At 31.6% G+C, this 25,547-nt stretch carries 23 protein-coding genes and 1 tRNA gene; 12 read left to right on the top strand and 12 right to left on the bottom strand.

From position 1 onward, the window contains the following. Positions 1-6 precede the first annotated feature (6 nt). Together nusA and rimP are read right to left on the bottom strand one after the other, a co-directional pair. The gene (gene nusA, locus WA340_RS07315; protein ID WP_106677443.1) at positions 7-1,239 is read right to left on the bottom strand and encodes a transcription termination factor NusA; all 1,233 of its coding nucleotides are present in this window, start codon (positions 1,237-1,239) and stop codon (positions 7-9) included. A gap of 15 nt (positions 1,240-1,254) precedes the next feature. Next, positions 1,255-1,716 (bottom strand): ribosome assembly cofactor RimP, encoded by a 462-nt coding sequence (gene rimP, locus WA340_RS07310; RefSeq protein ID WP_106677441.1) that lies wholly within the window; start codon positions 1,714-1,716, stop codon positions 1,255-1,257. Between the two features lie 158 nt (positions 1,717-1,874). Between rimP and WA340_RS07305 the strand changes: the two genes are divergently transcribed. Beyond that, positions 1,875-2,699 carry a universal stress protein gene (locus WA340_RS07305; protein ID WP_027879466.1) on the top strand — a complete coding sequence of 275 codons (825 nt, stop codon included), beginning with the start codon at positions 1,875-1,877 and terminating at the stop codon, positions 2,697-2,699. Between the two features lie 54 nt (positions 2,700-2,753). Here WA340_RS07305 and WA340_RS07300 read toward each other — a convergent pair. Further along, positions 2,754-2,826: transfer RNA gene (locus WA340_RS07300), tRNA-Gln, on the bottom strand. 151 nt (positions 2,827-2,977) lie between these two features. On the opposite strand from WA340_RS07300, the gene WA340_RS07295 reads away from it, so the two are divergent. After that, positions 2,978-6,274 carry a DUF2723 domain-containing protein gene (locus tag WA340_RS07295; protein ID WP_336128200.1) on the top strand — a complete coding sequence of 1,099 codons (3,297 nt, stop codon included), beginning with the start codon at positions 2,978-2,980 and terminating at the stop codon, positions 6,272-6,274. Beyond that, positions 6,275-6,922 (top strand): polysaccharide deacetylase family protein, encoded by a 648-nt coding sequence (locus WA340_RS07290; protein ID WP_336128198.1) that lies wholly within the window; start codon positions 6,275-6,277, stop codon positions 6,920-6,922. It begins immediately after the preceding gene. Here the strand turns inward: WA340_RS07290 and WA340_RS07285 are convergent. After that, positions 6,919-7,215 (bottom strand): thioredoxin family protein, encoded by a 297-nt coding sequence (locus WA340_RS07285; RefSeq protein ID WP_223075974.1) that lies wholly within the window; start codon positions 7,213-7,215, stop codon positions 6,919-6,921. The genes WA340_RS07290 and WA340_RS07285 overlap by 4 nt on opposite strands. 54 nt (positions 7,216-7,269) lie before the next feature. Beyond that, positions 7,270-8,496, bottom strand: coding sequence for a metallophosphoesterase (locus tag WA340_RS07280; protein WP_336128194.1), 1,227 nt, complete (start codon positions 8,494-8,496; stop codon positions 7,270-7,272). Positions 8,497-8,704: 208 nt separating this feature from the next. Here WA340_RS07280 and polA point away from each other — a divergent pair, with 208 nt between their 5' ends. Both polA and WA340_RS07270 read left to right on the top strand, forming a co-directional pair. Next, positions 8,705-11,569, top strand: coding sequence for a DNA polymerase I (polA, locus tag WA340_RS07275; protein WP_336128192.1), 2,865 nt, complete (start codon positions 8,705-8,707; stop codon positions 11,567-11,569). A 21-nt stretch (positions 11,570-11,590) separates the two neighbouring features. Continuing rightward, complete coding sequence (locus tag WA340_RS07270; protein ID WP_336128190.1) at positions 11,591-12,547, top strand: bile acid:sodium symporter family protein; 957 nt, start codon at positions 11,591-11,593, stop codon at positions 12,545-12,547. A 12-nt stretch (positions 12,548-12,559) separates the two neighbouring features. Here WA340_RS07270 and WA340_RS07265 read toward each other — a convergent pair whose 3' ends face one another. The 3 genes from WA340_RS07265 to msrB all read right to left on the bottom strand — a co-directional run bounded on the left by WA340_RS07265 (position 12,560) and on the right by msrB (position 15,624). After that, positions 12,560-14,509 carry a YgiQ family radical SAM protein gene (locus WA340_RS07265; protein ID WP_336128188.1) on the bottom strand — a complete coding sequence of 650 codons (1,950 nt, stop codon included), beginning with the start codon at positions 14,507-14,509 and terminating at the stop codon, positions 12,560-12,562. Positions 14,510-14,630: 121 nt separating this feature from the next. Next, entirely contained in the window at positions 14,631-15,170 is a 540-nt protein-coding gene (msrA, locus tag WA340_RS07260) for a peptide-methionine (S)-S-oxide reductase MsrA (protein ID WP_336128187.1), read from the bottom strand. A gap of 4 nt (positions 15,171-15,174) precedes the next feature. Next, positions 15,175-15,624, bottom strand: a complete 450-nt coding sequence (gene msrB, locus WA340_RS07255) for a peptide-methionine (R)-S-oxide reductase MsrB (RefSeq protein WP_336128186.1) — start codon at positions 15,622-15,624, stop codon at positions 15,175-15,177. A gap of 265 nt (positions 15,625-15,889) precedes the next feature. Between msrB and rplM the strand changes: the two genes are divergently transcribed. From rplM to tsf, 4 genes are all read left to right on the top strand, one after another. After that, positions 15,890-16,345, top strand: a complete 456-nt coding sequence (gene rplM, locus WA340_RS07250; protein WP_336128184.1) for a 50S ribosomal protein L13 — start codon at positions 15,890-15,892, stop codon at positions 16,343-16,345. Then, positions 16,345-16,731 (top strand): 30S ribosomal protein S9, encoded by a 387-nt coding sequence (gene rpsI, locus WA340_RS07245; RefSeq protein WP_027879478.1) that lies wholly within the window; start codon positions 16,345-16,347, stop codon positions 16,729-16,731. The genes rplM and rpsI overlap by 1 nt, the downstream gene beginning before the upstream one ends. A gap of 161 nt (positions 16,732-16,892) precedes the next feature. Next, positions 16,893-17,663 carry a 30S ribosomal protein S2 gene (gene rpsB, locus WA340_RS07240; protein ID WP_106677418.1) on the top strand — a complete coding sequence of 257 codons (771 nt, stop codon included), beginning with the start codon at positions 16,893-16,895 and terminating at the stop codon, positions 17,661-17,663. Between the two features lie 89 nt (positions 17,664-17,752). Beyond that, complete coding sequence (gene tsf, locus WA340_RS07235; protein WP_336128180.1) at positions 17,753-18,724, top strand: translation elongation factor Ts; 972 nt, start codon at positions 17,753-17,755, stop codon at positions 18,722-18,724. A gap of 64 nt (positions 18,725-18,788) precedes the next feature. Here the strand turns inward: tsf and WA340_RS07230 are convergent, their stop codons facing one another. The 4 genes from WA340_RS07230 to WA340_RS07215 form a co-directional block, all read right to left on the bottom strand. Then, positions 18,789-20,933 (bottom strand): carboxypeptidase-like regulatory domain-containing protein, encoded by a 2,145-nt coding sequence (locus tag WA340_RS07230; RefSeq protein WP_336128178.1) that lies wholly within the window; start codon positions 20,931-20,933, stop codon positions 18,789-18,791. 206 nt (positions 20,934-21,139) lie between these two features. Then, positions 21,140-21,436 (bottom strand): carboxypeptidase-like regulatory domain-containing protein, encoded by a 297-nt coding sequence (locus WA340_RS07225; RefSeq protein ID WP_336128176.1) that lies wholly within the window; start codon positions 21,434-21,436, stop codon positions 21,140-21,142. 28 nt (positions 21,437-21,464) lie between these two features. Next, the gene (locus WA340_RS07220) at positions 21,465-22,205 is read right to left on the bottom strand and encodes a GLPGLI family protein (RefSeq protein ID WP_336128174.1); all 741 of its coding nucleotides are present in this window, start codon (positions 22,203-22,205) and stop codon (positions 21,465-21,467) included. Between the two features lie 57 nt (positions 22,206-22,262). Beyond that, positions 22,263-22,472 carry a hypothetical protein gene (locus WA340_RS07215; RefSeq protein WP_336128172.1) on the bottom strand — a complete coding sequence of 70 codons (210 nt, stop codon included), beginning with the start codon at positions 22,470-22,472 and terminating at the stop codon, positions 22,263-22,265. A 318-nt stretch (positions 22,473-22,790) separates the two neighbouring features. Between WA340_RS07215 and pyrH the strand changes: the two genes are divergently transcribed. From pyrH to WA340_RS07200, 3 genes are all read left to right on the top strand, one after another. After that, positions 22,791-23,498, top strand: coding sequence for a UMP kinase (gene pyrH / locus WA340_RS07210; RefSeq protein ID WP_027879481.1), 708 nt, complete (start codon positions 22,791-22,793; stop codon positions 23,496-23,498). Between the two features lie 67 nt (positions 23,499-23,565). After that, entirely contained in the window at positions 23,566-24,120 is a 555-nt protein-coding gene (frr, locus tag WA340_RS07205) for a ribosome recycling factor (protein ID WP_336128170.1), read from the top strand. 80 nt (positions 24,121-24,200) lie between these two features. Further along, positions 24,201-25,490 carry a hypothetical protein gene (locus WA340_RS07200; RefSeq protein ID WP_336128169.1) on the top strand — a complete coding sequence of 430 codons (1,290 nt, stop codon included), beginning with the start codon at positions 24,201-24,203 and terminating at the stop codon, positions 25,488-25,490. Positions 25,491-25,547 lie beyond the last annotated feature (57 nt).

Genomic DNA, 25,547 nt, shown 5'->3' with positions numbered 1-25,547 from the left:
TATATGTTAATCTTCGAATTCTTCCTTAAGAATTCTGATAACATCTAAAATTGTTTCTTCTTCTAGGTCTGTTCTTTTTATTAAATCTTCTACGTCTTGTTCTAGTACACTTTTTGCTGTATCCAGACCTACTTTAGAGAACTCGTCTATGATCCACTCTTCGATTTCGTCCGAGAATTCTCTTAATTCTACATCTTCTTCTGCACCTTCACGTAACACATCAATTTCATATCCTGTTAATTGACCTGCTAGACGTATGTTGTGTCCACCTCTACCGATTGCTTTACTTACTTCTTCTGGTTTTAAGATGGCTTCTGCTCTTTTATTTTCTTCATCTATTTTGATAGATGTTACTCTTGCTGGGCTTAATGCACGCGTAATATACAACTGTAAATTGTTTGTATAGTTAATTACGTCTATATTTTCGTTTCCTAACTCGCGTACAATTCCGTGAATACGAGATCCTTTCATACCAACACAAGCTCCAACAGGATCTATTCTATCATCATAAGAATCTACTGCTACTTTTGCTTTTTCACCAGGTATTCTTACTACGTTTTTAATTGTGATTAATCCGTCAAATACTTCAGGGATTTCTGATTCAAATAATTTTTCTAAGAACTTTGGCGATGTTCTTGACATGATAATTGCAGGCTTATTTCCTTTTAGCTCTACACTATCAATAATACCTCTTACATTATCTCCTTTTCTGAAGAAATCTGATGGTATTTGTCTGTCTTTAGGAAGGATAATTTCATTTCCCTCATCGTCTAATAAAATTACAGCTCTGTGACGTATGTGGTGCACTTCTGCTGTATATAAATCGCCTTCTAATTCTTTAAACTGCTTGTATAGATTTGTATTATCGTGCTCGTGAATTTTTGAAATTAAGTTTTGGCGTAATGCTAAAATCGCTCGACGACCAAGATCTATTAATTTTACTTCTTCAGATACATCTTCACCTACTTCAAAATCAGGTTCTATTTTACGAGCTTCGGATAATGAAATTTCTTGATTTGGTTCTTCTACTTCTCCATCTGCAACAACTATTCTATTTCTCCAAATTTCTAAATCTCCTTTATCTGGGTTTATAATTATATCAAAATTATCGTCATCTCCAAATTTCTTCTTTAATGCATTTCTAAACACATCTTCTAAAATAGCCATTAGTGTAACACGATCTATTAACTTATCGTCTTTGAATTCTGAGAAAGATTCAATTAATGCTATATTCTCCATAACTCTATTACTGAATTAAAATTTTATAATCACTTTAGCCTCTAAAACGTCTTTAAAAGCAATATTTTCTTTTTTTTGAACTGTTACTTTGCCTTTACCAACTGGTTTAGGTTCTCTCGCTTTCCACTCTAAAGTTATTCCGTCATCTGACACAGATGTTAACTTTCCTTCAAACTTACCGTTTTCGGTCTTAACTTCAAGTGTTCTTCCTTCATGTTTAGCAAATTGTCTTGGTAATTTAAACGGTGCTGCTGCGCCTGCTGACATTACATCTAAGGAAAAGTCATATTCTTCTCGATCTATGTTATGCTCTATTGCACGACTGATATAAATACAGTCTTCTACAGTAACACCTTTATCACCATCTATTATAATTTTAATAGCGTTATCGTTAGACATCTTAAAATCTATCAAAAATAAATCTTGACGTTCTTCTAATGCTTTGTTTAATAAATTCTTGACTATATCTGTAAACATGTGTAAGTATAAAAAGAGGGGACATTTCCGTCCCCTCAATTAATCTTTTTCTTTCAACGCTGCAAATATACACATTTTTATTGATTTACATAATATTTTGATTATCAATTTTTATTCATAAATTTATAAGACTATCCACCCAAAAAAACATCTTTTTTATGAAAAAAATATTAGTACCAACAGATTTTTCTAACGAAGCTGAAAATGCTGTAAAAGTGGCTGCAGAATTAGCTAAGAAGCACAATTTTGAAATTGTATTATTACATATGCTAGATTTACCTATACAACAACTTAATACTGGAAGCGCTCCTGCAGATTTACCTGAGGCTATGTACTTTATGAAACTTGCACACAAGCAGTTTGAAGATGTTTTAAAAAAAGATTACCTAAGAGATATTACTGTTACCGAAACTGTAGATTTTCATGACATCACTAAAGGTATTCTCGAAACTTGCGAAAAAGAATCTATAGATCTTATTGTAATGGGATCGCATGGCGCAGAAGGATTAAAAGAGCTCTTTATTGGGTCTAACGCAGAAAAAGTAGTAAGACACTCTAAAACACCTGTTTTAGTTATTAAAAACAAGCATGAACATTTTGATATTAAAGAATTTGTTTTTGCTTCTGACTTCAAAAATGACAATAAAGAAACTTATAGCCAAGCGGTTAAGCTAGCCCAACTTTTTGATGCTAAGATTCACCTTCTATATGTAAATACACCTAGTAATTTTGTCACTACTGCTACTTCAAAAGTTAGAATTTTTGACTTTATTGAAGGACAAAACTATAACAACTACACTATTAATATTTACAATGACGAAACTGTAGAAAAAGGCATTTTAAACTTTTCTAAAATTATAAACGCAGACTTAATTGGCATTAGCACTCACGGTAGACAAGGTATAGCTCACTTTTTTAACGGAAGTATTAGTGAAGATTTAGTTAATCACGCAAACAGACCTGTAATCACATTTAAGATTTAATCTACTAAATACCTTAAAATAAAAAAGCTTCCTAAAATTAGGAAGCTTTTTTTGTTGGCCTACTAGGGCTCGAACCTAGACTCTTCTGGACCAAAACCAGACGTGTTGCCAGTTACACCATAGGCCAATAACCTTATTGAGCGTGCAAATTTAAAACATTCTTTTATTTGTACAAATATTTTTTAAAGAAATTATCAATAAAAACTTAACGTTAACTTAAAAACCTTACTTATAACATAATAATTACTAAATTCGCCCACGTAAATAAAACAAAACATATGATGTCCTTAAGTTTTAAAAAATGGAATCTAATTTTAGGTTGGTTCGCTTTTTTAATTGCATTAATCACTTATTCTTTAACTGTAGAACCTACAGTTAGTTTTTGGGATGCTGGAGAATATATTTTAACTGCTTCTAAATTACAAGTTGGTCATCCACCAGGAGCACCTTTATATCAAATGCTTGGTGCTGTATTTTCTGTTTTTGCTTTAAACCCAGATCAAATTGGACTTTTAATGAATATGATGAGCGCCGTATCTAGTGCTTTTACCATTTTATTCATGTTTTGGACTATTGTTTTAATTTTAGAAAAAATTTTAGGAGAAGGCAAAACTCTTAAAAGTGGTCAACAAATAGCTGTTTTAGGTAGCGCTTTAGTTGGCTCTTTAGCCTTTTCTTTTACAGATTCGTTTTGGTTTAATGCTGTAGAGACAGAAGTATATGCTATGGCTATACTTATAATGTCTATAATGTTTTATTTGGGCTTACGTTGGGAAAAAGACATGCACAAACCACGTGGCAATAGATGGCTAATCTTAATTGCATTTGTTATAGGTTTATCGTTTGGTATTCACTTTATGGGATTATTAACCATACCTGCTATTGGTCTAATTTATTATTTCAAAAATTATAAAAAAATAACTGTTAAGAATTTTATTATAGCTAATGTGGCTTCTGTAGCCGTTCTACTTTTTATATTCAAATTAATGTTTCCTAATGTACTTAGGTATTTTAGTGCTTTAGAGTTGTTTTTTGTAAATCAAATAGGTCTACCTTTTAATTCAGGTTCTATCATTGCTGGTATTTTACTTATAGCGGCTTTTTATTATGGATTAAAATATACTAGAGCTAAAAAACTTTATGACTTTAATACTGGTATTCTTTGCTTGTTATTCATTTTAATAGGTTCATCATCGTGGTTAATGCTACCTATTAGAGCTAATGCCAATGTAGTAATTAACGAAAACAACCCTTCAAGCGCTAGAGAACTTTTAGCCTATTATAACTTAGAACAATATCCAGAAACACATCTTTTTTACGGACCTTTATTTACTGACCAATATTCTGGTTTAGATGAAAATGAACCATATGTTGACGACAAGCCTAAATATGAAAAAGATGAAACTACAGGCAAATACATTATAGTTAACGATTACAAAAACGCTAAGCAAAACTACAACTCTAAACACGCTGCGGTATTACCTCGTATGTGGAGCGCAGAAAACGCAGAAAACTATATGCTTTTTACTGGTTTTTTAGATTTTAGAATAAAACCTGCTTACCAAGGAGAACCACGTTTAGAACAATCCATTTTAGATTTTAAAAATGATGTTGTTAAAGGGAGAATTGATTATGAAGATTACCATAATTTTTTAAAGCAATTTGGTCAATTTTTAGATGTAGAGAAACCTTCTTTTGGAGATAACCTTGCTTTCATGTTCGAATACCAATTAGGTTATATGTATTGGCGTTACTTTATGTGGAATTTTGTTGGCAGACAAGATGATATACAAGGTAAACTAGACCAACACGGTAATTGGATTAGTGGCATTCAATTTATTGACGAACTTCATTTAGGTCAATCTCAAGACAATCTACCTAGTGATGTAAAAAATAATAAAGCAAGAAACACGTATTATTTCCTTCCTTTTATATTAGGATTAATTGGACTATTTTTTCTTTTTAATAAAGACAAAAAATTATTTTGGGTTATGCTAGTATTTTTCTTGTTTACAGGAATTGCTATTCAAGTCTACACAAACGTAAGACCTTTTGAACCTAGAGAAAGAGACTATTCTGTAGTTGGTAGCTTTTACGTCTTTGCTATTTGGATTGGGTTTGGGGTATATGCCATCTTTGATATGCTAAAAAAATATCTTTCTGGTAAAATCTTAGCTCCAATTATAACTGTGCTTTGTTTAGCCTTAGTCCCATTAATTATGGCTACTCAAAATTGGGATGATCATGATCGTTCTGACAAGTACACAGCTTTAGCTATGGCTAAAAAATACCTAGATTCTTGTGATGAAAATGGTATTTTATTCTCAATTGGTGATAACGACACCTTTGCGCTTTGGTATGCTCAAGAAATTGAAAAATATCGTACCGATGTGCGTGTTGTCAATACAAGTTTATTCCAAACAGATTGGTACATTGATCAAATGAAACGTCAAGCTTATGAAAGCGAGCCAATACCATCTGCTCTTACACATGACAAATACAAACATGGGACAAGAGACTATATAATGAAGCGCTTACGTACTAAAGATACATTAGCTATAAAGGAGTTTATGACCTTTATAACAAGTGACAATCCAAAAACTAAGTTAAAACACATAATGCAGCAAGAAGGAGATGATGTATCTTCTTATCCAAGTCAATTAATTAACTCAAATTATTTCCCTGCAGAACATGTCCGTATTCCCGTAGACAAAAAAGAAGTAATTAAAAACGGAATTGTTAAAGCTAAAGATAGTGCCTTAATAGAAGATAATCTTTACATAACAATAGACGATAGTGCTATATATAAAAACAGATTACTAATGTTAGATATTGTAGCAAACAACAATTGGCAACGTCCAATCTACTTTACAGGTGGCGCATTTGGAGATGATGATTACATTTGGCTTAAAGGTTACCTGCAATTAAACGGAATGGTTTACAAATTAGTACCAATAAAAACTCCTGTATCTAGAGCAAACCCATACGACATGGGACGCATTGACACAGATTTTATGTACAATAAAGTTGTAAATTGGGATTGGGGAAATAGTGGCGGAGACATCTATCATGACCCAGAAACACGAAAAAACTCGATTGCTTATCGCGGTAACTTAGCTCGTTTAATAGAAGCTTTATTAAACGAAAACAAACTAGACAAAGCAGAAGAAATTGCAGATATTGCTATGGAAAATATGCCTGTTGATAAATACGGATTCTACACGCTTTTAGAACCATACATTAGCACATATTATGAGGTAAATAATAAAGAAAAAGCAAGACAATTATTTAAAGAGGTTGCAACAAAATACCAAGAATATTTAAGATACTATGGTAATTTAACGATAGAAAACCAAGAGTATAACTTTACAGAAATCCTAACTAACATCGAACGTTATAAGGCTTTAGTAGATGTTCTTAGAAGTTACGACAAAGAGTTTGCAGAGCAAGAAACAAAAGCTTTTAATAACTACCTTGATTTATTTAAGCACTTTTACGAAGAAGAACCTACAGCAAAACCAATGTCTGAAGAAGAGTTCTTAAAAGAATTTGATACTGTTTTAAAAGCTGAATAAATGTTAGCTTTTCCTGTAAAAATTCCAATAATAATTAAACGTCTTTTTCCTAAATACATATGGAAAAAGACGTTTTCTAATAAAACATTATACCTAACCTTTGATGATGGTCCAACTCCTGAAATTACAGAATGGACATTAAACACATTAAAACAATTTAATGCAAAAGCAACTTTCTTTTGTATAGGAGACAATGTAAAAAAATACCCAGATATACTTCATAAAATAAATCTAGATGGTCACAGTATAGGCAATCATACTTTTAATCATATAAACGGTTGGAGTAATAAAACCAACTCTTATGTCAACAACACAGAAAAAGCTCAAAACACTTTAGAAAAAGAGTTAGGTTTAGAATATTTTTCAACTAAAAAATTATTTAGACCGCCATACGGAAAGATTAAAAATAAGCAAGCTAGACAACTAATTAAAAAAGGCTACCAAATTGTAATGTGGTCTGTAATTAGTTATGACTGGAATATAAATTTAAGCGGTAAGGATTGCTTAAACAATGTTTTAAAACATACTAAAGATGGTAATATAATCGTGTTTCACGATAGTATTAAGGCTAAAAAAAATTTACAATACACGTTACCAAAAGTACTATCTTATTACTCTGATAGAGGCTACAGTTTCAAAAGTCTTTAAATAAACTGTTCTACAACATTAATTATAGAGTTTGCATCAAGCTGTCCTGTTTGCCTCCATTTCATCTCTCCATTTTTATAAATAATTAAGGTTGGCAAACCTTTAACTCGTAAAGCCTCAGACAGCTCTTTATTTTTATCCAGATCTATCTTAATGACTCTTGCTTTATCTCCCAATGCAGCTGCAACATCCCTTAAGACCGCATGCATGTTTTTAGATGTTTCATCCCATTCTGTAAAAAAATCTAAAAGCACAGGAATTTCTACATCAATTAATTCTCCAAATTTTGACATTTGATTAAAGCTTTTGTATTAACGTATCTTTAAAAATAAAACATTTAGTTTAATTTAAGCCTCTTGAAGTCCTTTTTTAAGCTTAATAACCGTTATTTCTGGCCAAATACCTACTCGACCAGGAAAAGCCAAGTAACCAAATCCTCTATTTACGTTTATTATTTGTTTGTTTTGTTCATATAAACCAGCCCAATATTTATAACGCCATTTTGCTGGGCTCCATTTTATCCAACCTGGTATTTCTATTCCAAACTGCATACCATGTGTATGACCACTTAACGTTAAATGATAGTGTAAGGGATGGTTGACAGCAACTTTTTCCCAGTGTGTTGGGTCATGAGACATTAAAATTTTAAAATCACCTTGATTTACGCCTTCAGAAGCTTTATCTAAATCTCCAACTTGCTTAAAACCTGCTCCCCAATTTTCAACACCTATCAAAGCTATTCTTTCTCCATTTCGTTCTAAAAATCTATTTTCATTTTTCAACAAATCAAAACCCATTTCTTTTTGAATTTCAAAAAGATACTCTAAGTTTTCTTGCTTAGCAGTTTCGTTTGGCCAGTTCATATAATCTCCATAATCATGATTTCCTAAAACTGAAAACACACCATCTTTTGCTGATAATTTTGAAAAAGTACCTTTCCATTGTTCCATCTCAGAAGCCTCATTATTAACCAAGTCTCCAGTAAATAATATTACATCAGATTGCTGTTTATTAATTAAATCTATTGCGTATTCTATTTTTTCTTTATTATCAAAGCTTCCAGAATGTACATCACTAATTTGTGTGATTTGATAACCATCAAAAGCTTCTGGTAAATCTGGATATTCTAAAGTATAAGTTAACACTTTGTAATTATATCTTCCTTTATAAATTCCATAAAGCATGGATGCAAATGGTATTGCTGCAATACCTAAAGCTATTTGGCTTATAAATTTCCTTCTAGAAGGCAAATAAAAGGTTTCTTTATCTCCAAACACTTTTTGATATGCTCCGTATAAAATACGGATTACATCTTCTGTAAATAAAAAAGAAATCAGTACTACTTTTAAGGCAATAACAGTTAGAAAAAAACCTAAAGCATAACTCTTAGCTGGCGTAAGTACACGACCTTGAGTAGGTATTATAAATTGGTAAACTAAGTTTACTAATACCATTATTGTAAGGGCAAAAAACAAGAAATAAATCCATTTTTTACTTGTTAGAGTTTTTACCGATTGAAAAGCATAAAAATTAAAAATTCCGTATAAAACTATTATTATAATCCAGCGTAACATATCTATAATTTTAACAAAATTACAGTCTTAAAAATCATATCTACTTTAATTTAAGGGAAGATTAACATTAATTACATTAGTCAAAAATTAAATTATTGCTAATAAGGTTTTAAAAAATCTAAGTAAAGCTGAGTTAAGTTTCGTAATTTTGATGTTCTTGTCTGTTCGAGCGCAGTCAAGAACTTTTTATAAGATTAAAATTCAAAATATGTCAGAACAAAAACGCCTCTTTTTAGTCGATGCTTACGCGCTTATTTTTCGTGGGTATTATGCTTTTATAAAAAACCCAAGAATTAACTCTAAAGGTGAAGACACCTCAGCCATTATGGGCTTTATGAACTCGCTTTTAGATGTTATTAAACGCGAAAGACCAGACCATTTAGCGGTATGTTTTGATAAAGGCGGAAGTGTAGATCGTGTAGAAATGTACGAAGACTATAAAGCCAACCGCGACGAGACACCAGAAGGCATTCGCACTGCAATTCCTCACATTTGCAACATTTTGGAAGCTATGCATATTCCAATTATGGTAAAGGAAGGTTTTGAGGCAGATGATGTTATCGGGACACTTTCCCGTCAAGCGGAAAAAGAAGGTTACAAAACCTATATGGTCACGCCAGATAAAGATTTTGCACAATTAGTGACCGAAAACATTTTTATGTATCGCCCAAAATCGTTTGGTGGCGGATATGAAACTTGGGGAATTCCTGAAGTACAGAAAAAATTTGAAGTCGAAAGACCAGAACAAGTCATTGACTTTTTAGGAATGATGGGCGACTCTAGTGATAACATTCCTGGTTTACCTGGCGTTGGCGAGAAAACTGCTAAAAAATTCATCAAGCAATTTGGTAGTATGGAAGGACTTTTAGCCAACACAGACCAGCTAAAAGGTAAAATGAAAGAAAAGGTTGAAGCTAATGCCGAATTAGGTAGACTTTCAAAAGAATTGGCGCGAATCATGCTTGATGTTCCTGTGGAATTCAACGCGAAAGATTTCGAATTAGATCATCCTGATATTGAAAAAGTAAAAGAAATTTTTCAAGAGTTAGAGTTTAGACGTCTTACAGACAATTTCATTAAAACGTTTACTACTGGAGAAGAAACGGCTTCGACTTCGCTCAGCCAACAAAATAACCAAGCGGTGACTGAGCGTAGTCGAAGTCAAAGCAATAATAATCAAAATGCTGGCGCAGGACAATTCTCTTTATTTGGTGGTGGCGATGATAGTTCAAATTCTGAAACAAACACATCTTTTACAAGAAATACAGCCGAAAACACAAGTCACTTTTATCAAAGTGTTGCTAGCGGAATGGCAACTAAACTGTTTGTAAAAAACCTGCTTAACCAAACATCGGTATGTTTTGATACCGAAACTACAGGCTTAAATCCGTTAACTGCAGAATTGGTTGGCATTGCATTTTCTTGGGAAACTGGTAAAGGATTTTACTTACCGTTTCCTGAAAACAAATATGAAGCACAAGAATTAATTGAAGAATTACGTCCGTTTTTTGAAGCTGAAAACATTCAGAAAATTGGTCAGAATTTAAAATACGATATCAAGGTTTTAGCCAAATACAATATTGAAGTTAAAGGACCTTTATTCGACACGATGTTAGCGCACTATTTGATTAATCCAGACATGCGCCACAACATGGATGTACTATCAGAAACGTATTTAAACTACTCGCCTATTTCCATTGAAACCTTGATTGGTAAAAAAGGGAAGAATCAGTTATCTATGCGCGATGTGCCTTTAGATAAACAAACGGAATATGCTGTAGAAGATGCCGATATTACACTTCAACTTAAAGAACATTTTGAAAAAGAATTAGGCGAAGCCAACACACAAAAATTGTTTGATGAGATTGAAATTCCGTTACTACGCGTGTTAGCTGCAATGGAATTAGAAGGTATTAACCTTGACAAAGACTTTTTAAACAGCTTATCAGAGCAATTAAATACAGACATTGCCAACTTAGAAAAAAGCATTTATGAAGCTGCTGGCGAAGAATTCAACATTGCATCACCAAAGCAATTAGGTATTATTTTATTTGAAAAAATGAAATTGGTAGACAAGCCAAAAAAGACCAAAACTGGGCAATATTCTACCGCAGAAGATGTGTTAAGCTACTTAGCAAAAGACCATGAAATCATCAGAAACATTTTAGAATTTAGAGGTTTATCCAAACTAAAAAGCACCTATGTAGATGCCTTACCACTTCAAGTTGAAGAAGCTACAGGACGCGTACACACAGACTATATGCAAACTGTTGCTGCAACTGGTCGTTTAAGTAGTAATAACCCTAATTTACAGAACATTCCCATTCGTACAGAACGAGGTCGACAAGTACGAAAAGCATTTGTACCTCGTAACGAAGACTACACGTTATTAGCTGCCGATTATTCTCAGATTGAATTACGTATCATCGCAGCGTTAAGCGAAGAAGAAACCATGATTGAAGCTTTTAAACATGGCGAAGACATTCACGCATCAACTGCTTCCAAAGTATTTAATGTTGCTATTGAAGACGTGACTAGAGAGCAACGTAGCAACGCAAAAACGGTAAATTTCGGAATTATTTATGGTGTGTCAGCATTCGGTTTAAGCAACCAAACTGACTTATCTCGTAGCGAAGCTAAAGAACTAATCGACACCTATTATGAAACCTATCCAAAACTGAAAAACTACATCAGCAAGCAAGTCGATTTTGCGCGTGATCATGGTTATGTGCAAACGGTTTTAGGCAGACGCAGATATTTAAAAGATATTAATTCTAGAAATGCGGTTGTTCGTGGTGCAGCAGAACGAAATGCGGTAAATGCGCCAATTCAAGGTAGTGCTGCAGACATCATCAAACTAGCAATGATTAACATTTATGAGAAGTTAGAAGCTGGTGATTACAAAACCAAAATGCTATTACAAGTACATGATGAATTGGTATTTGATGTTTACAAACCTGAATTAGAAGAAATTTCGAAATTGATAAAAACCGAAATGGAAAATGCCTTTACATTATCGGTACCATTAGATGTTGAAATTGGTCTTGGCGATAACTGGTTAGAAGCGCATTAAATTTAAAATCTTTATCGAGTTTTGAAAATAGACAAATTCGTCATTGCTATTATAATTACCGTGATAGTGGCATACATTTATCCTGATTTGGGTAAAGGTGAAAGCGCGCAGGTTTTAAACACGTTAAGCAGTATTGGTATATCGCTTATTTTCTTCTTCTACGGATTAAAATTAAGTCCGCAGCAAATTAAAATCGGTTTAAAAAACTGGAAATTACATGTATTAATACAAGCGACAACTTTTATTGTTTTTCCTTTAATTGTATTAACTGCATACCCTTTAATTACTGAAGATAACAAAGCACTTTGGTTGGCTTTTATGTTTTTAGCAGCATTGCCTTCCACAGTATCATCATCTGTAGTTATGGTATCTATTGCCAAAGGAAATATTCCTGCAGCTATTTTTAACGCGAGTATTTCTGGATTAATTGGCGTGATCCTTACACCGTTGTGGATTGGTCTTTTTATGACGTCTACAGGAACAGATTACAGCTTAATCGAAGTTTATCAAAAATTATTATTAGAAATTTTAGCACCAGTTATTTTAGGCTTATTATTAAGACGATTTTTAGGTGCTTTTGCATTAAAACAAAGCAAAAAAATTACGCTATTTGATAAAAGTGTCATTTTGTTGATTATCTACAAAAGTTTTTCTAAATCCTTTTTAGATCGCATTTTTGAAAATTTAAGCCCGTTAAAATTACTAGCCGTTTTAGCTGTTGCTATATTAATCTTTTGGATAGTATATTTCTTTGTAGGTTTTGTTTCAAAACAATTTCATTTTTCTATTGAAGACCGAATTACAGCACAGTTTTGTGGTACAAAAAAGTCTTTAGTACACGGTACTGTATTTTCTAAAATACTATTTCAAAACGCTTCTTTTTTAGGCGTTATTTTACTACCAATTATGATGTTTCATGCATTTCAAATTGTAGCAATTAGTGTGATTGCTGCTAAGCATGGAAGAAGGGACTTGTAAAAAGAAGAAAAATTACTTTCGCTTTTTCTTCTTATACTTCACCTTATTTTTTCGTTGGTTAAAAGGTACAGCATCGTTAAAGGTATTTTTAGTTTTACCAGGTTTATTTTTACGCCATTTTTCATCTTTTTTAGGCAGTAAAACATCTAGTAAATCTTGTCTTCCTAATTTATTAAGCGTGTTTTTAATCCAAGCTTTGTTTTCATCTTTATACCAGAAGAAAAAACGGTGCTGTTCATCCTTTTCCTTTCTGGTTTTTGGCGTATTTACTTTTTTTAGCGTGTACGGATGATAACCACTGTAATAAATCACCGTTGCAACCGTCATTGGCGTTGGCGTAAAGCCTTGTACTTGCTCTAGCTGAAAACCCATATCTTTAGTTTCAGCAGCAAGATTAGCCATATCTTCAACTTCGCAAGCAGGATGATTTGAGATAAAATACGGAATCAACTGCAAGTTCAGTTTATTCTTGATATTGATTTTGTCAAAACGTTCTTTAAACTTATGAAAGTAACTAAAGGACGGTTTTCGCATTAACTTTAATACGGGATCACTTGTATGTTCTGGCGCTACTTTTAGTCGACCAGAAACGTGCTTGGTCATCACTTCTTCGGTATAATCGTCTAACTCTTTTGGGTCGGCGTTTTTATTAAATTCTGGCACCAACATATCGTGTCTAATTCCAGAACCGATAAATGATTTTTTAACCTTCGGATGACTATCAACCGCTTGATATAATTCGGTTAAAGGTTTATGAGACGTATCTAAATTACTACAAATTACTGGCGAAATACAACTTGGCGCAACACATTTATCGCAAATGGATTGTACTTTACCTTTCATTTGATACATATTCGCGCTTGGTCCACCAATATCAGATAAATAGCCTTTAAAGTCTGGCATATTCGCCACTTTATCAACTTCTCTTAATATAGACTCTTTACTACGACTCGCTATAAATTTTCCTTGATGTGCCGAAATGGTACAAAAACTGCACCCACCAAAACATCCACGATGAATATTTATAGACGTTTTTATCATCTCGTAAGCAGGAATTGGTCCACGCTTATTGTATTTTGGATGCGGTAAACGCGTGTAAGGCAAATCGAAAGAGGCATCAATTTCGGCTTCCGTCATTGTAGGATACGGCGGATTTATCATCAATATCTTATTACCTACTTTTTGAAAAATTCGTCTTGCAGCTAACTTATTTGATTCTTGTTCTATAATCTTAAAGTTAGATGCGTAAGCCTTTTTATCTTTTAAACAGGTTTCGTGTGAGGCGATTTCAACATCTTCCCAATTCTTGTTTTTTGGGATATCGTTTTCATCATTAATAAGAATCGCTGTTTGGTTTACGGTATTAATGCTATTAAAAGGTACACCACGTTCTAATAAGCGTACAATTTCACGAAGTGGTTGTTCGCCCATTCCGTACACCAACATATCTGCTTTAGAGGTTTCTAAAATAGTAGGCATTAATTGGTCACTCCAATAATCGTAATGCGTCACACGACGTAAAGAGCCTTCAATACCACCAATTAAAACTGGTGTATCTGGCCATTTTTCTTTTAAAATTTTACTATAAACCGTAGATGCATAATCTGGTCTAAAACCAATTTCGCCATTTGGCGTGTAGGCATCTTTATCACGTCGCTTTTTATTGGCGTTGTAGTTGCTAATCATAGGATCCATGCAACCACCTGTAACACCAAAGAATAAACGTGGTTTACCTAACTTAACAAAATCCTGAAGATTATCGTTAACGTTAGGTTGTGGCACAATAGCCACTTTTAGTCCAAAACTTTCTAACAAACGTCCAATTACTGCTGGACCAAAGGTTGGATGATCTACATAGGCATCGCCGCTAAATAGGATAACGTCAAGTTCTTCCCATCCGCGAATTTTCACCTCTTTATTTGTGGTAGGTAACCAACTAGAAAGTCTTAATTCTTCTTGCATAACGCTGCAAAATTAATCAAAAATTATACTATAAATGATTTTTTAAAAGGAATTATTAAATAAGACTCAACTTGCTTACACAACAAAACAACAACTCATAATGAGACAGTTAACAACTGTGCTAATTAAGTTTATCTGCGTGTAATTGTCTTAACTTATTCAGTTTTGGATCTATGACATAGGTACAATACCCGTAATCTGGATTGTTTTTATAAAATTCTTGATGCTCTTTTTCGGCTTCATAAAAAACACCCATTGGACTTACTTCTGTTACTATTTTATTGTTATATAAAGGATTTAACTCTTCTAAAACACGATTAGCAATTTCCTTTTGTTTATCATTATAAAAGTATATCACAGATCGGTATTGCGTCCCAACATCTGCTCCTTGCCTGTTTAAAGTTGTAGGATCGTGTGTTGTCATAAAGATTTCAAGAATTTCTTTATAACTAATAATATTGGCATCAAAAGTTACTTTAACTACTTCGGCATGACCTGTTAACCCAGAACAAATTTCGCGATAAGTTGGTTTTCCTGGTGCATTACCACCAGTATAACCAGAAACAACTTCTTCTACACCTTTTACATGATTAAACACAGCTTCTGTACACCAAAAGCATCCGCCACCAACAGTAGCAACTTCTAACTTTTTTGTAGTCATTAAATTATCCTTCTTTATTAAGAATTAAAGATTCTGAATTTACACAATAACGTAAACCGCTTGGTTCTGGACCATCTGGGAAAACATGTCCTAAATGTGCATCGCAAGTATTACACATAATTTCTACACGAACCATCCCAAAAGACGAATCTTTTTCATATTTGACTGCATTAGTTTGGATTGGCTGCGTAAAACTAGGCCAACCTGAACCTGAGCTAAATTTAATTGTAGAATCAAATAAAGGCGAATCACAACATACACAATTATATTGTCCAGCTTCAAAAGCACTACATAATGCACCACTATGTGGCGCTTCAGTTCCTTTTAATCTTGTAATTCTATATTGATCTTGTGTTAATTGTGCTTTCCATTGCTCATCTGTTTTCTCAACACGTGTATCTGGAGTTGGATTTCCGTTTACAGTAAAACTTATAATATCTTTCCAAGTTAGCATTGTTTTCTTTTCCTATTAAATGTTATACATTAAGTCGTGTTAATAAAGCTATCCTTTCAACTTAAATAAAACACTAAAATAATATATTCTTAACTTCTTATAATTAAAATGTTAGTTGTTTTTTTACTTGAAAAAAGAGCTAAAAAAAAGATATCAACAGAGTTATCAAATAAAAGTAAGCCCACTATTTGGTAATCAAATATATAATCGTAAATTTGCAAACTCTTTTTGAGAGAGGAATGTTTAATAAAAAATAATTAATAACGTGGACACATTAAGCTACAAAACGATTTCAGCAAACAAAGCTACTGTAGATAAGCAGTGGGTTTTAGTAGATGCTGAAGGTCAGACATTAGGTCGTTTAGCTTCTAAAGTTGCAAAACTTTTAAGAGGAAAACACAAGCCTAGCTTTACACCACATGTTGATTGTGGAGACAATGTAATTGTTGTTAACGCAGAAAAAATCAACTTAACAGGAAACAAGTGGAACGAAAAGACTTACTTACGTCACACAGGTTACCCAGGTGGTCAAAGAAGTTTAACTGCTACTGAAATGTTTGGAAAAGATCCAGCAAGATTAGTAGAGAAATCAGTAAAAGGGATGTTACCTAAAAACAAATTAGGAGCAGACTTATTCCGTAATTTAACTGTTGTGGTTGGTACAGAGCACGCTCACGAAGCTCAAAAACCAAAAACAATTAACTTAAACGAATTCAAGTAATGGAAGTAATTCACAAAATTGGTCGTCGTAAGACCGCAGTTGCTCGTGTATACTTATCTAAAGGAGAAGGAAACATCACGATTAACAAAAAAGATTTAAATGACTACTTCACTACAGGTACATTACAGTACAAAGTAAAACAACCTTTAATGTTAACAGAAAACGAAGGTGACTTTGATATTAGAGTAAATGTATTTGGAGGTGGTATTACAGGACAAGCAGAAGCTGTACGTTTAGCAATCTCTCGTGCAATGTGCGAATTAGATGCTGAAAACAGAGGTATTCTTAAACCTGAAGGATTATTAACAAGAGACCCAAGAATGGTAGAGCGTAAAAAATTCGGTCAGAAGAAAGCTCGTAAGAAATTCCAGTTCTCTAAACGTTAATATTATTGCTAAAATTTTTAGCACAAAACAAAAAATTAAACTAGTTATTGTTGTACTTAGCCTAAAAGGCAAGTATAGTTTAGCATCTAAATAATTAAGGCGAATTTATTTTAATGACCACTTAATTATTGCTAATTCAACAGAACGTAAACTATTACAAAATGGCAGTAGAAGTAAAAGAATTACTTGAAGCAGGTGTACACTTTGGACACCTTACACGTAAGTGGGACCCAAACATGGCTCCTTACGTATACATGGAGCGTAATGGCATCCATATCATAAACTTATACAAAACAGCAGCTAAAATAGACGAAGCTGGTGCAGCGTTAGCAAAAATCGCAGCATCTGGTCGTAAAATTTTATTTGTTGCTACAAAAAAACAAGCTAAAGACATCGTATCAGAAAAAGCGGCAAGTATTAACATGCCTTACATTACTGAGAGATGGCCTGGTGGAATGTTAACAAACTTTGTTACTATTAGAAAAGCGATTAAAAAAATGGCTACTATTGATAGAATGAAGAAAGACGGAACATTTAATACGTTATCTAAAAAAGAACGTTTACAAGTTGACCGTTTAAGAGCTAAGTTAGAGAAAAACTTAGGATCTATCGTTGATATGACACGTTTACCAGGAGCTTTATTTGTTGTAGATATTAAGCGTGAGCACATTGCAATTAAAGAAGCACAAAAATTAAACATTCCTATCTTTGCTATGGTAGATACTAACTCTGATCCACGTGAGGTAGACTACGTAATACCAGCAAACGATGATGCTTCTAAATCTATTGATAAAATCTTAACGCACGTTACAGAAGCTATTACAGCTGGTCTTAACGAGCGTAAAGCAGAAAAAGCTGAGAAAGACGCTGCAAAAGCAGACAAAAAATCGGCTCCTAAAAAAGCAAAAGCTTCAAAAGAGGAAGAAGAATAAATTAACAATTTTCAAACATGAATAAGTCGTTTAGTTCTTTTCTTTACTGAAAATTAATTGAACGACTTTTTTTTAAATTATAACTTATTATGAGTGAAGTAAAAATTTCTGCAGCAGAAGTAAACAAGCTAAGAAAAGCTACTGGTGCAGGTATGATGGACTGTAAAAAAGCATTAGTAGAAGCTGGCGGAGACTTTGATCAAGCAATTGACGTTTTACGTAAAAAAGGTCAAAAAGTTGCTGAAAAAAGAGCAGATCGTGACTCTTCTGAAGGTGCTGCTATCGCTAAAGTAAACGATGATAACACAACTGGTGTTGCTATTGTATTAGGTTGCGAAACTGACTTTGTTGGTAAAAACGAATCTTTTGTTGCTTTAGCTAACGAAATGGCAGATAATGCTATCAACTTTGATAACAAAGAAGAATTTTTAGCTTCTGACTTTAATGGTATTTCAGTATCAGAAAAATTAGTAGAACAAACTGGTGTTATTGGTGAAAAATTAGACATCAATGCTTTTGAAAAAGTAAACGCACCTTACGTTGGTTCTTACGTACATATTAACAAAATTGCTGCTATCGTTGGTTTTTCTGCTGCTGTAGATAACGTAGAAACTTTAGCAAAAGACGTTGCTATGCAAATTGCATCTATGGGTGCATCAATCTTATCTTACAAAGATTTTGATCCAGCATACGTAGCTAGTGAAACTGAAGCAAGAATTGCTGCAATTGAAAAAGAAAACGAAGAGTTAGAACGTTTAGGAAAAACATTAAAAAATGTACCACAATACATTTCAATGTCTCAATTAACTCCAGAAGTTTTAGCTCAAGCTGAAGAAGACGCTAAAGCACAATTAAAAGCTGAAGGTAAGCCAGAACAAATCTGGGACAAAATCTTACCAGGTAAAATGGAGCGTTTTATCTCTGATAACACAACTTTAGATCAAGAACAATGCTTATTAGATCAAAAGTTTATCAAAGACGAAAAAATGACTGTTGCAGAATACGTTAAGTCTTTTGGTGATGTTGAAATCACAGGATTTAAACGCGTAAGCGTAGGATAGTCTTTTATTGTAAACGCAATAAAACATAAATATAAAAAGCCATTACAACTTAGTAATGGCTTTTTTATAGATTATACCCTATCGAAAACAAAAAAACTCTAGGAAAAATATAAGTTTTGGAATCTGAAATAACATAGTTAGAAAAACTATATTGATTTTTAAACTTAATATCAAATATATTATTACTTTCTAACTTAAAACTCCATGGGCTATTCTCTTTTCTATAAAATAAGGTTGAGTTAGTAATGTTATATGTGTTTTTTTGATTAAATGATTTATTGGAATAATAATTTAAGCTAAAGTCTATTTTAACATTGAGACCTTTAAAAAAAGAATAATCTAAATTTGCTATAAATTGATCTGCTCTAAATTTAGAAGAAATATCATTTAATAAATATTCACCAAAAACTTGCTTAAACTCTAGATCTACAGAAGGAAACTCATCATATAAAGTACTTATTGACGTTTTATAAGTAAACATATTATTCTTGTTATTTTGTAAATTATCATTTACATTTTGTTTATAACTAGACGTATTGTAATGCAACTCGAAACCGTATTTAAAATTCCCAATTTTTTTCCTAATGTTTCCCTTAAACCACCATCGATTTTGAGGGTTATCCAACATGAGAATTGAAACATTTTGGTTAATATTTTGGTATTGTATTTTATTTATAAACCCTTTTACTTGTTTTATATAGTTACCCATCAAGTAAAATCTTAATCCCTTAAATAGAGAAAATCTACTATAATTTATAGATAAAGTATGATACAGTTCATTCTCCAAATTTTGATTACCAAAATATGCAGAATTATAGGAAGTTAACATATTTTTATTGGTATAATTAACAGCATCAGAAAAGGAAGATTTTAAGTTATAATTAAGTTTAATTTTCTTTGATTTATTGAACTCTAATAAAATAGATACTTCAGGAAGGATAATATTTTTATGTTTGGACAATATTGACTCTTGGTCTACTTCCCAATTATAAAAGTGCCACATAGCACCTTGATTAAAGGTGAATTTTCCTGTTCTAAATTTATAATATTGACCGATAAAAAAATCATTTAATTTAAAAATCAAATTATTATTAAAGCCGTTTATATTATTTATTAAATTGTTGTCTAAGACTTGGACATCTTGTGATATAAATTTATTTCTTATATATGTATTACCAAGTATCGTCTTTAAATGATTGTTTTTGTTTATGACTTTATAATAATTAAAGTTGTTTTCAAAGTTTAAATTTTTTGTTCTTTTAAATTGTTTTAAATTATAATTTTCTTGTTCTGATATAGGGATAAAACCTACTAGTGTATTGTCTGGTGTTAACCACTGTTTATTTATTGCACTATTATCTAATAATAAATTAGACATAAAAGTATAAGTGTTTTTATTTGATGACTTTTTGTACCATTCTAATGTTTGAAAAAAGTAAGTAGCATTTGCTGTTTTTTGGTTAAAAAAAGAACTATTTGTAGTTGGAGTTATAGACTTATTATCTTCTGAATAATTATTAGATGTACTTTTTATTTGGGTTTTTAAGTATACTTTATTTTTAAGATTAGGAAAATAACTCAATTGGATATTACCAACGTAAAAATCATTATGATTAATTGACTCATAATTACTGTTCTCTGTAAAATTATTGTATTGGTTAATTGTTTCATTTAATGCGTTGTCTTTAGTCTTTGAAAAAATACCATAACTAGAAATATTCATTTTGTTATTTATCTCTTGATTAATATTTAAAGCTCCAAATTTACGATTGCTTTTAATTACATCTTCTTTTTCAATAAACTGCATAAAATCATTTAATGAATTATTGATAACTGTTTTTCCTTTATTAAAAATCTGGCTTACATTTCCTTGAAAATCGAAATATTGTTTATAGGTAAGTACTTGATCTGAAGTATTATTTAGATTACCTATTAGATTAAATGTTGTTTTTTTTCCGTAGTAAAACAGGTTTGCGTGAGTTCTGTAAAAATTTCTATTACCTTTTCCTGCTTCTACATCTCCAAAAACAAAGTTTTTTTTATCTTCTTTTAGGTTAATATTCATAGCAGTCTCGCCGCTATCTACTAAATTTTTCATAAAAGCTATTTCGCTATAATTTTCTATAACTTCAATATTGTCAATAACATTTGCAGGTATATTATCTACACCTAATTTTGTTCCTCCTCCAAAAAACTTTTTATTGTCCACCAATAAGGTTGTAATCTTTTTACCTTGAAAAAGAACACTTCCATCTTGTTCTACTTCTATACCAAGTAATTTTTTTAAGACGTTTTTTAATTTCCTTTCGTCTCCTGATGTAAACTTATCAATCCGATAAGTAATTGTATCATTTTTTATAGATACAGGAAGATCTATAATAACCTCTTCTAATAAATTACTTTGACTTGAAAGTGTTAAATTTTTAATCGTATTTTTTTTTGGTTAACAGAAAATTTGTACGGATTATAACCTAAGTAAGTTACAGTAATTTCGTAAGGTATTGGCTTCAGTTCTAACCTATAATTACCTTTAAAATCTGTAATAGAAAATTTAATTTTTTGAGATTTATCTGTTGGTTTAGCAATTAAATTAGCATTCTCTAAAGGATTATTAAGACTGTCTTTTACAACGCCTTCTAATCTATAATTTTGAGAGTAACCAAAAAAAGAAAACAATATAAAAACCAATAATAATTTTGGGGTTTTTAACATAAAAAGTGTAAGTTAATGAAGTTCTAAATTAATCCTCTTGATTACTGTCTTTCATATAACCTTTTATTAATTTATGAGATTGCTCTTCAGTAATTATTTTGCCCGAAGGTTTATTTATAACAATATTTTTAGAAGAACTTAAATCAATATTCATAGCTCTAATTGAAAACATGTTACATTCTATCTCTAAAATTAAACCTGGTAAACCACTGTAATTACTTGGACCAAAACTTAAAGGTATGTCTGGAGTAAACCAAGCAACAATCTGCCTATTATAATAAAAACCTTTTCTGCTAAAGAGCTTTTCTGTAGCAATAGCTTGGTTACAATTATATTTACCTATCTTTTTTGTATTATTGGTTATTTCCCAATCTAAAGGGTTATGTTTAATATTACCAAAATATGAGCTTTCTTCAATTATATCTGTAGTACTTGTAAAATAAGAGTTTTTATTCGCTTTACTACCTATATTATACCCTTCATCTGTATCAAGTTTTGGTATTAAAGAATAATAAGATTTACCATCTTTAAAAAAAAGATTAAATTCATCAGGTTGAGCATTTCTATACATATCTACAACACCTTGTTTGATATGCATAGGCAAATCTTCTTTTTTTTCTAAGTCTTTAATAAAACTATCAACATATTTGGTATTAATAAGAGCCTTATATTTAACGATTCCTTTAATATCATTGTTCTGAAAGTTTGAAAAACTAACAGTTAAAACAAATAATAACGCTATTGTATAATATTTAAATATTTTATTCATATAAACTTTAATTTAAAAGGTCTATACTTTTAAGCAAAAGCATAGACCTTAGTTTAACTATCCACAACCATTAGCTTCCATACAATTAGCAAATGCTTCAAAGTTGTCAGGATGAGCATTATCACAAACTGTGTATACTGTAGGACATGGCACATTTTTTTTCAAATCTGTTTTAGGTGAATTAACAGATTTATCTGATTTTGTAGCCATAGCTGATAAGCCAGACATAAATAATACGCCTAACATTATTGTTTTTAATTTTCTCATAATTAAAAATGTTTATAGATGATCATTACAGATCAAAAGATTAATAAAAACAGTCTTAGTTTAAAATAAAAATCAGTACTGATTAAGTTGCAACAATACCTAACAAAAAAATTTGACAGACTGATAATCAATATGTTTTAAGTTTTGTTTTCTAAAACTATAAAAAATATAACCAAAAAAAAAAAAATGACACTTTATTCAAAATTTACGGTTTTTACCACATCAAATAATAAAATAAAACGCACTTACTTAAAAAAACAAATTACAAATATTTGATTTCAAAAAATTATGTAGCTTTGCTAAACTTTCGAAATTAAAATGAAATACAACCGAATTTTACTAAAACTATCTGGTGAAGCTCTTATGGGTAAGCGCCAATATGGTATAGATCCAGAACGATTAGCAGAATATGCAGAAGACATCAAACAACTTACCGATAAAGGCGTTGAAGTTGCCATAGTTATTGGTGGCGGTAATATCTTTAGAGGTGTTGCAGGAGCAAGTAACGGTATGGATCGTGTACAAGGTGACCATATGGGTATGCTTGCCACAGTAATAAACGGTTTAGCTTTACAAAGCGCTTTAGAAGACGCCGATGTAAAAACTAGACTTCAAACAGCCATCAAAATTAATGAAGTTGCCGAGCCTTTTATTAGAAGAAAAGCTTTAAGCCACTTAAGAAAAGGACGTGTTGTTATTTTTGGTGGAGGAACTGGTAACCCATACTTTACAACAGATTCTGCTGCAGTTTTAAGAGCAATCGAAATTGAAGCAGATGTCATTTTAAAAGGAACAAGAGTAGACGGAATTTATAATGCAGACCCAGAAAAAGATAAATCTGCAATAAAATTTGACCACATCACTTTTGATGATGTCATTAGACAAGGCTTAAAAGTAATGGATACTACAGCATTTACTTTAAGCCAAGAAAACAAATTACCAATCATAGTTTTTGATATGAACAAAAGAGGTAATTTGCTAAAAGTAGTTTCAGGAGAAAACATTGGAACAGAAGTTAATTTATAAGTTTTATATATTTCAATTTTAAAAATTGGCTCAATTATTGAAAGAGCTTCGATAATAAATACATACTATGGAAGAAATTACATTTATTATAGATACTGCTAAAGAAGCAATGGATAAAGCAGTAAAACACTTAGAAAAACAATTTTTAAACATTCGCGCAGGTAAAGCTAGTCCTGCAATGTTAGGTAGTGTAATGGTTGATTATTATGGATCTCAAACACCATTAAGTCAAGTTGCAAACGTAAACACTCCAGATGGAAGAACCATTAGCGTTCAACCTTGGGAAAAAAATATGCTTCAAGAAATTGAAAAAGCAATTATGAATGCTAACCTTGGTTTTAACCCAATGAATAATGGTGATTTTATAATTATTAATGTACCACCATTAACTGAAGAACGCAGACGTGATTTAGCAAAACAAGCAAAAGCTGAAGCAGAAGATGCTAAAATTGGAGTAAGAAACGCAAGAAAAGAAGCTAATAACGACATTAAAAAAACAGATGATGCTTCTGAAGATGTACAAAAAAATGCTGAAGCAGATATACAAGATTTAACAGATAAATACGTTAAAAAAATTGACGAGATTTTAGCGGTTAAGGAAAAAGAAATTATGACCGTTTAATGATTTAAGCGACTGTTAAAGTCGCTTTTTTTTATTTCTTCTTTTTTAATATATTTTATTTTGGATCGTTTTTAGTTTGAATGTTAAAACACAAATACACTACTACCCTACTTTTATGCACTACAATATTTTTGTTTAGTGTAAGTTTTGCGTTTTCTCAAACACCAAAAGATAGTACTGCTGCGGTTAATGATTCAATTAAAAAAGCCAACTTTTTAAACCGTTTAGGTAATGGTTTTTTCCCTACTAAATTTTTAGATATTGATTTAAGATACTTAGTTAAGTTTAACCAATACGAAGGTTTAAGATCTGGACTTGGCGGACAGACAAGTAATGAGTTTTCGGATAAATATCGTCTTAACGCTTACTTAGTTTATGGTTTTGTAGATAAAAAATCTAAATATAGTATTGGTGGTGGTGTTAGAGTTGCTCCAAAAACCAATACATGGATTAACCTTTCATATACTGATGATTTACAAGAAACAGGAAGCACGCAATTTATTTTAGACAAACGCTTTTTTCAATTTTTTGAGCCTCGATTATTAAACATAGACTTATTTCATAAGCACATCACTACAAAACTATCTGTTGAGCATGAAATTTCACCTAAATTATTAACCGAAACTCAATTTTCAACAAGTAATATTAGCCCAACTTACAGTTATAATTTTATTGCTAATAATTCTATCTACCATGCGTTTGAGGTATCACTTGCTAAGATAGCTTTTCAATATAATCCGTTTGATAAATTTGATGTAAAAGATAACAAACAAACATTGGTTAAAAGTGGTTTCCCTAAATTTACTTTACAATACACTAAAAGTTTTAAAGACGTCTTTGGTGCAGATTTTAACTTTTCTAAAGTAGATTTTAGAACAATTCAAAAGTTTAACCATAAGAATAATGCTAATACATTACTAACATTTACTGCTGGTTTTGCTCATGGTGATACGCCTTTAACTCATTTATACCATGCTTACCCAAATAATATCAGAAAAGAAACCATTTTGCAACGTTTTTCTGTAGCCGGCATAAATAGTTTTGAAACTATGTTTTTTAACGAGTTTTTCTCAGATAAGTTTACCACATTTATTGTAAAACATTATTTTTCTCCTTTTAAAATTACAAAACGTTACCAACCACAATTAGTTTTAATTTCTAGATATGCATTAGGTAACATGAGTAACATTAACAGACATCAAAACCTTGATTTTAATACGCTTGACAAAGGTTACACAGAAACCGGATTTGAAATCAATAAATTACTTTTTGGATTTGGCTTAAGTGCTACTTACAGATATGGTGCCTATCACCTACCAAAAGAAGAAGATAATATTGCTGTCAAATTCACTTTCAATATTACTTTGTAAACTTATTTAAATACAAATCTGCTTTTAAACAATGTAAAGCTTTTAAAATATTTTAAA

The sequence above is a fragment of the Mesoflavibacter sp. CH_XMU1422-2 genome, assembly GCF_037029245.1.
In the GTDB taxonomy this organism is placed as follows: domain Bacteria; phylum Bacteroidota; class Bacteroidia; order Flavobacteriales; family Flavobacteriaceae; genus Mesoflavibacter; species Mesoflavibacter zeaxanthinifaciens.
This window is presented reverse-complemented; position numbering and strand designations above follow the sequence as displayed.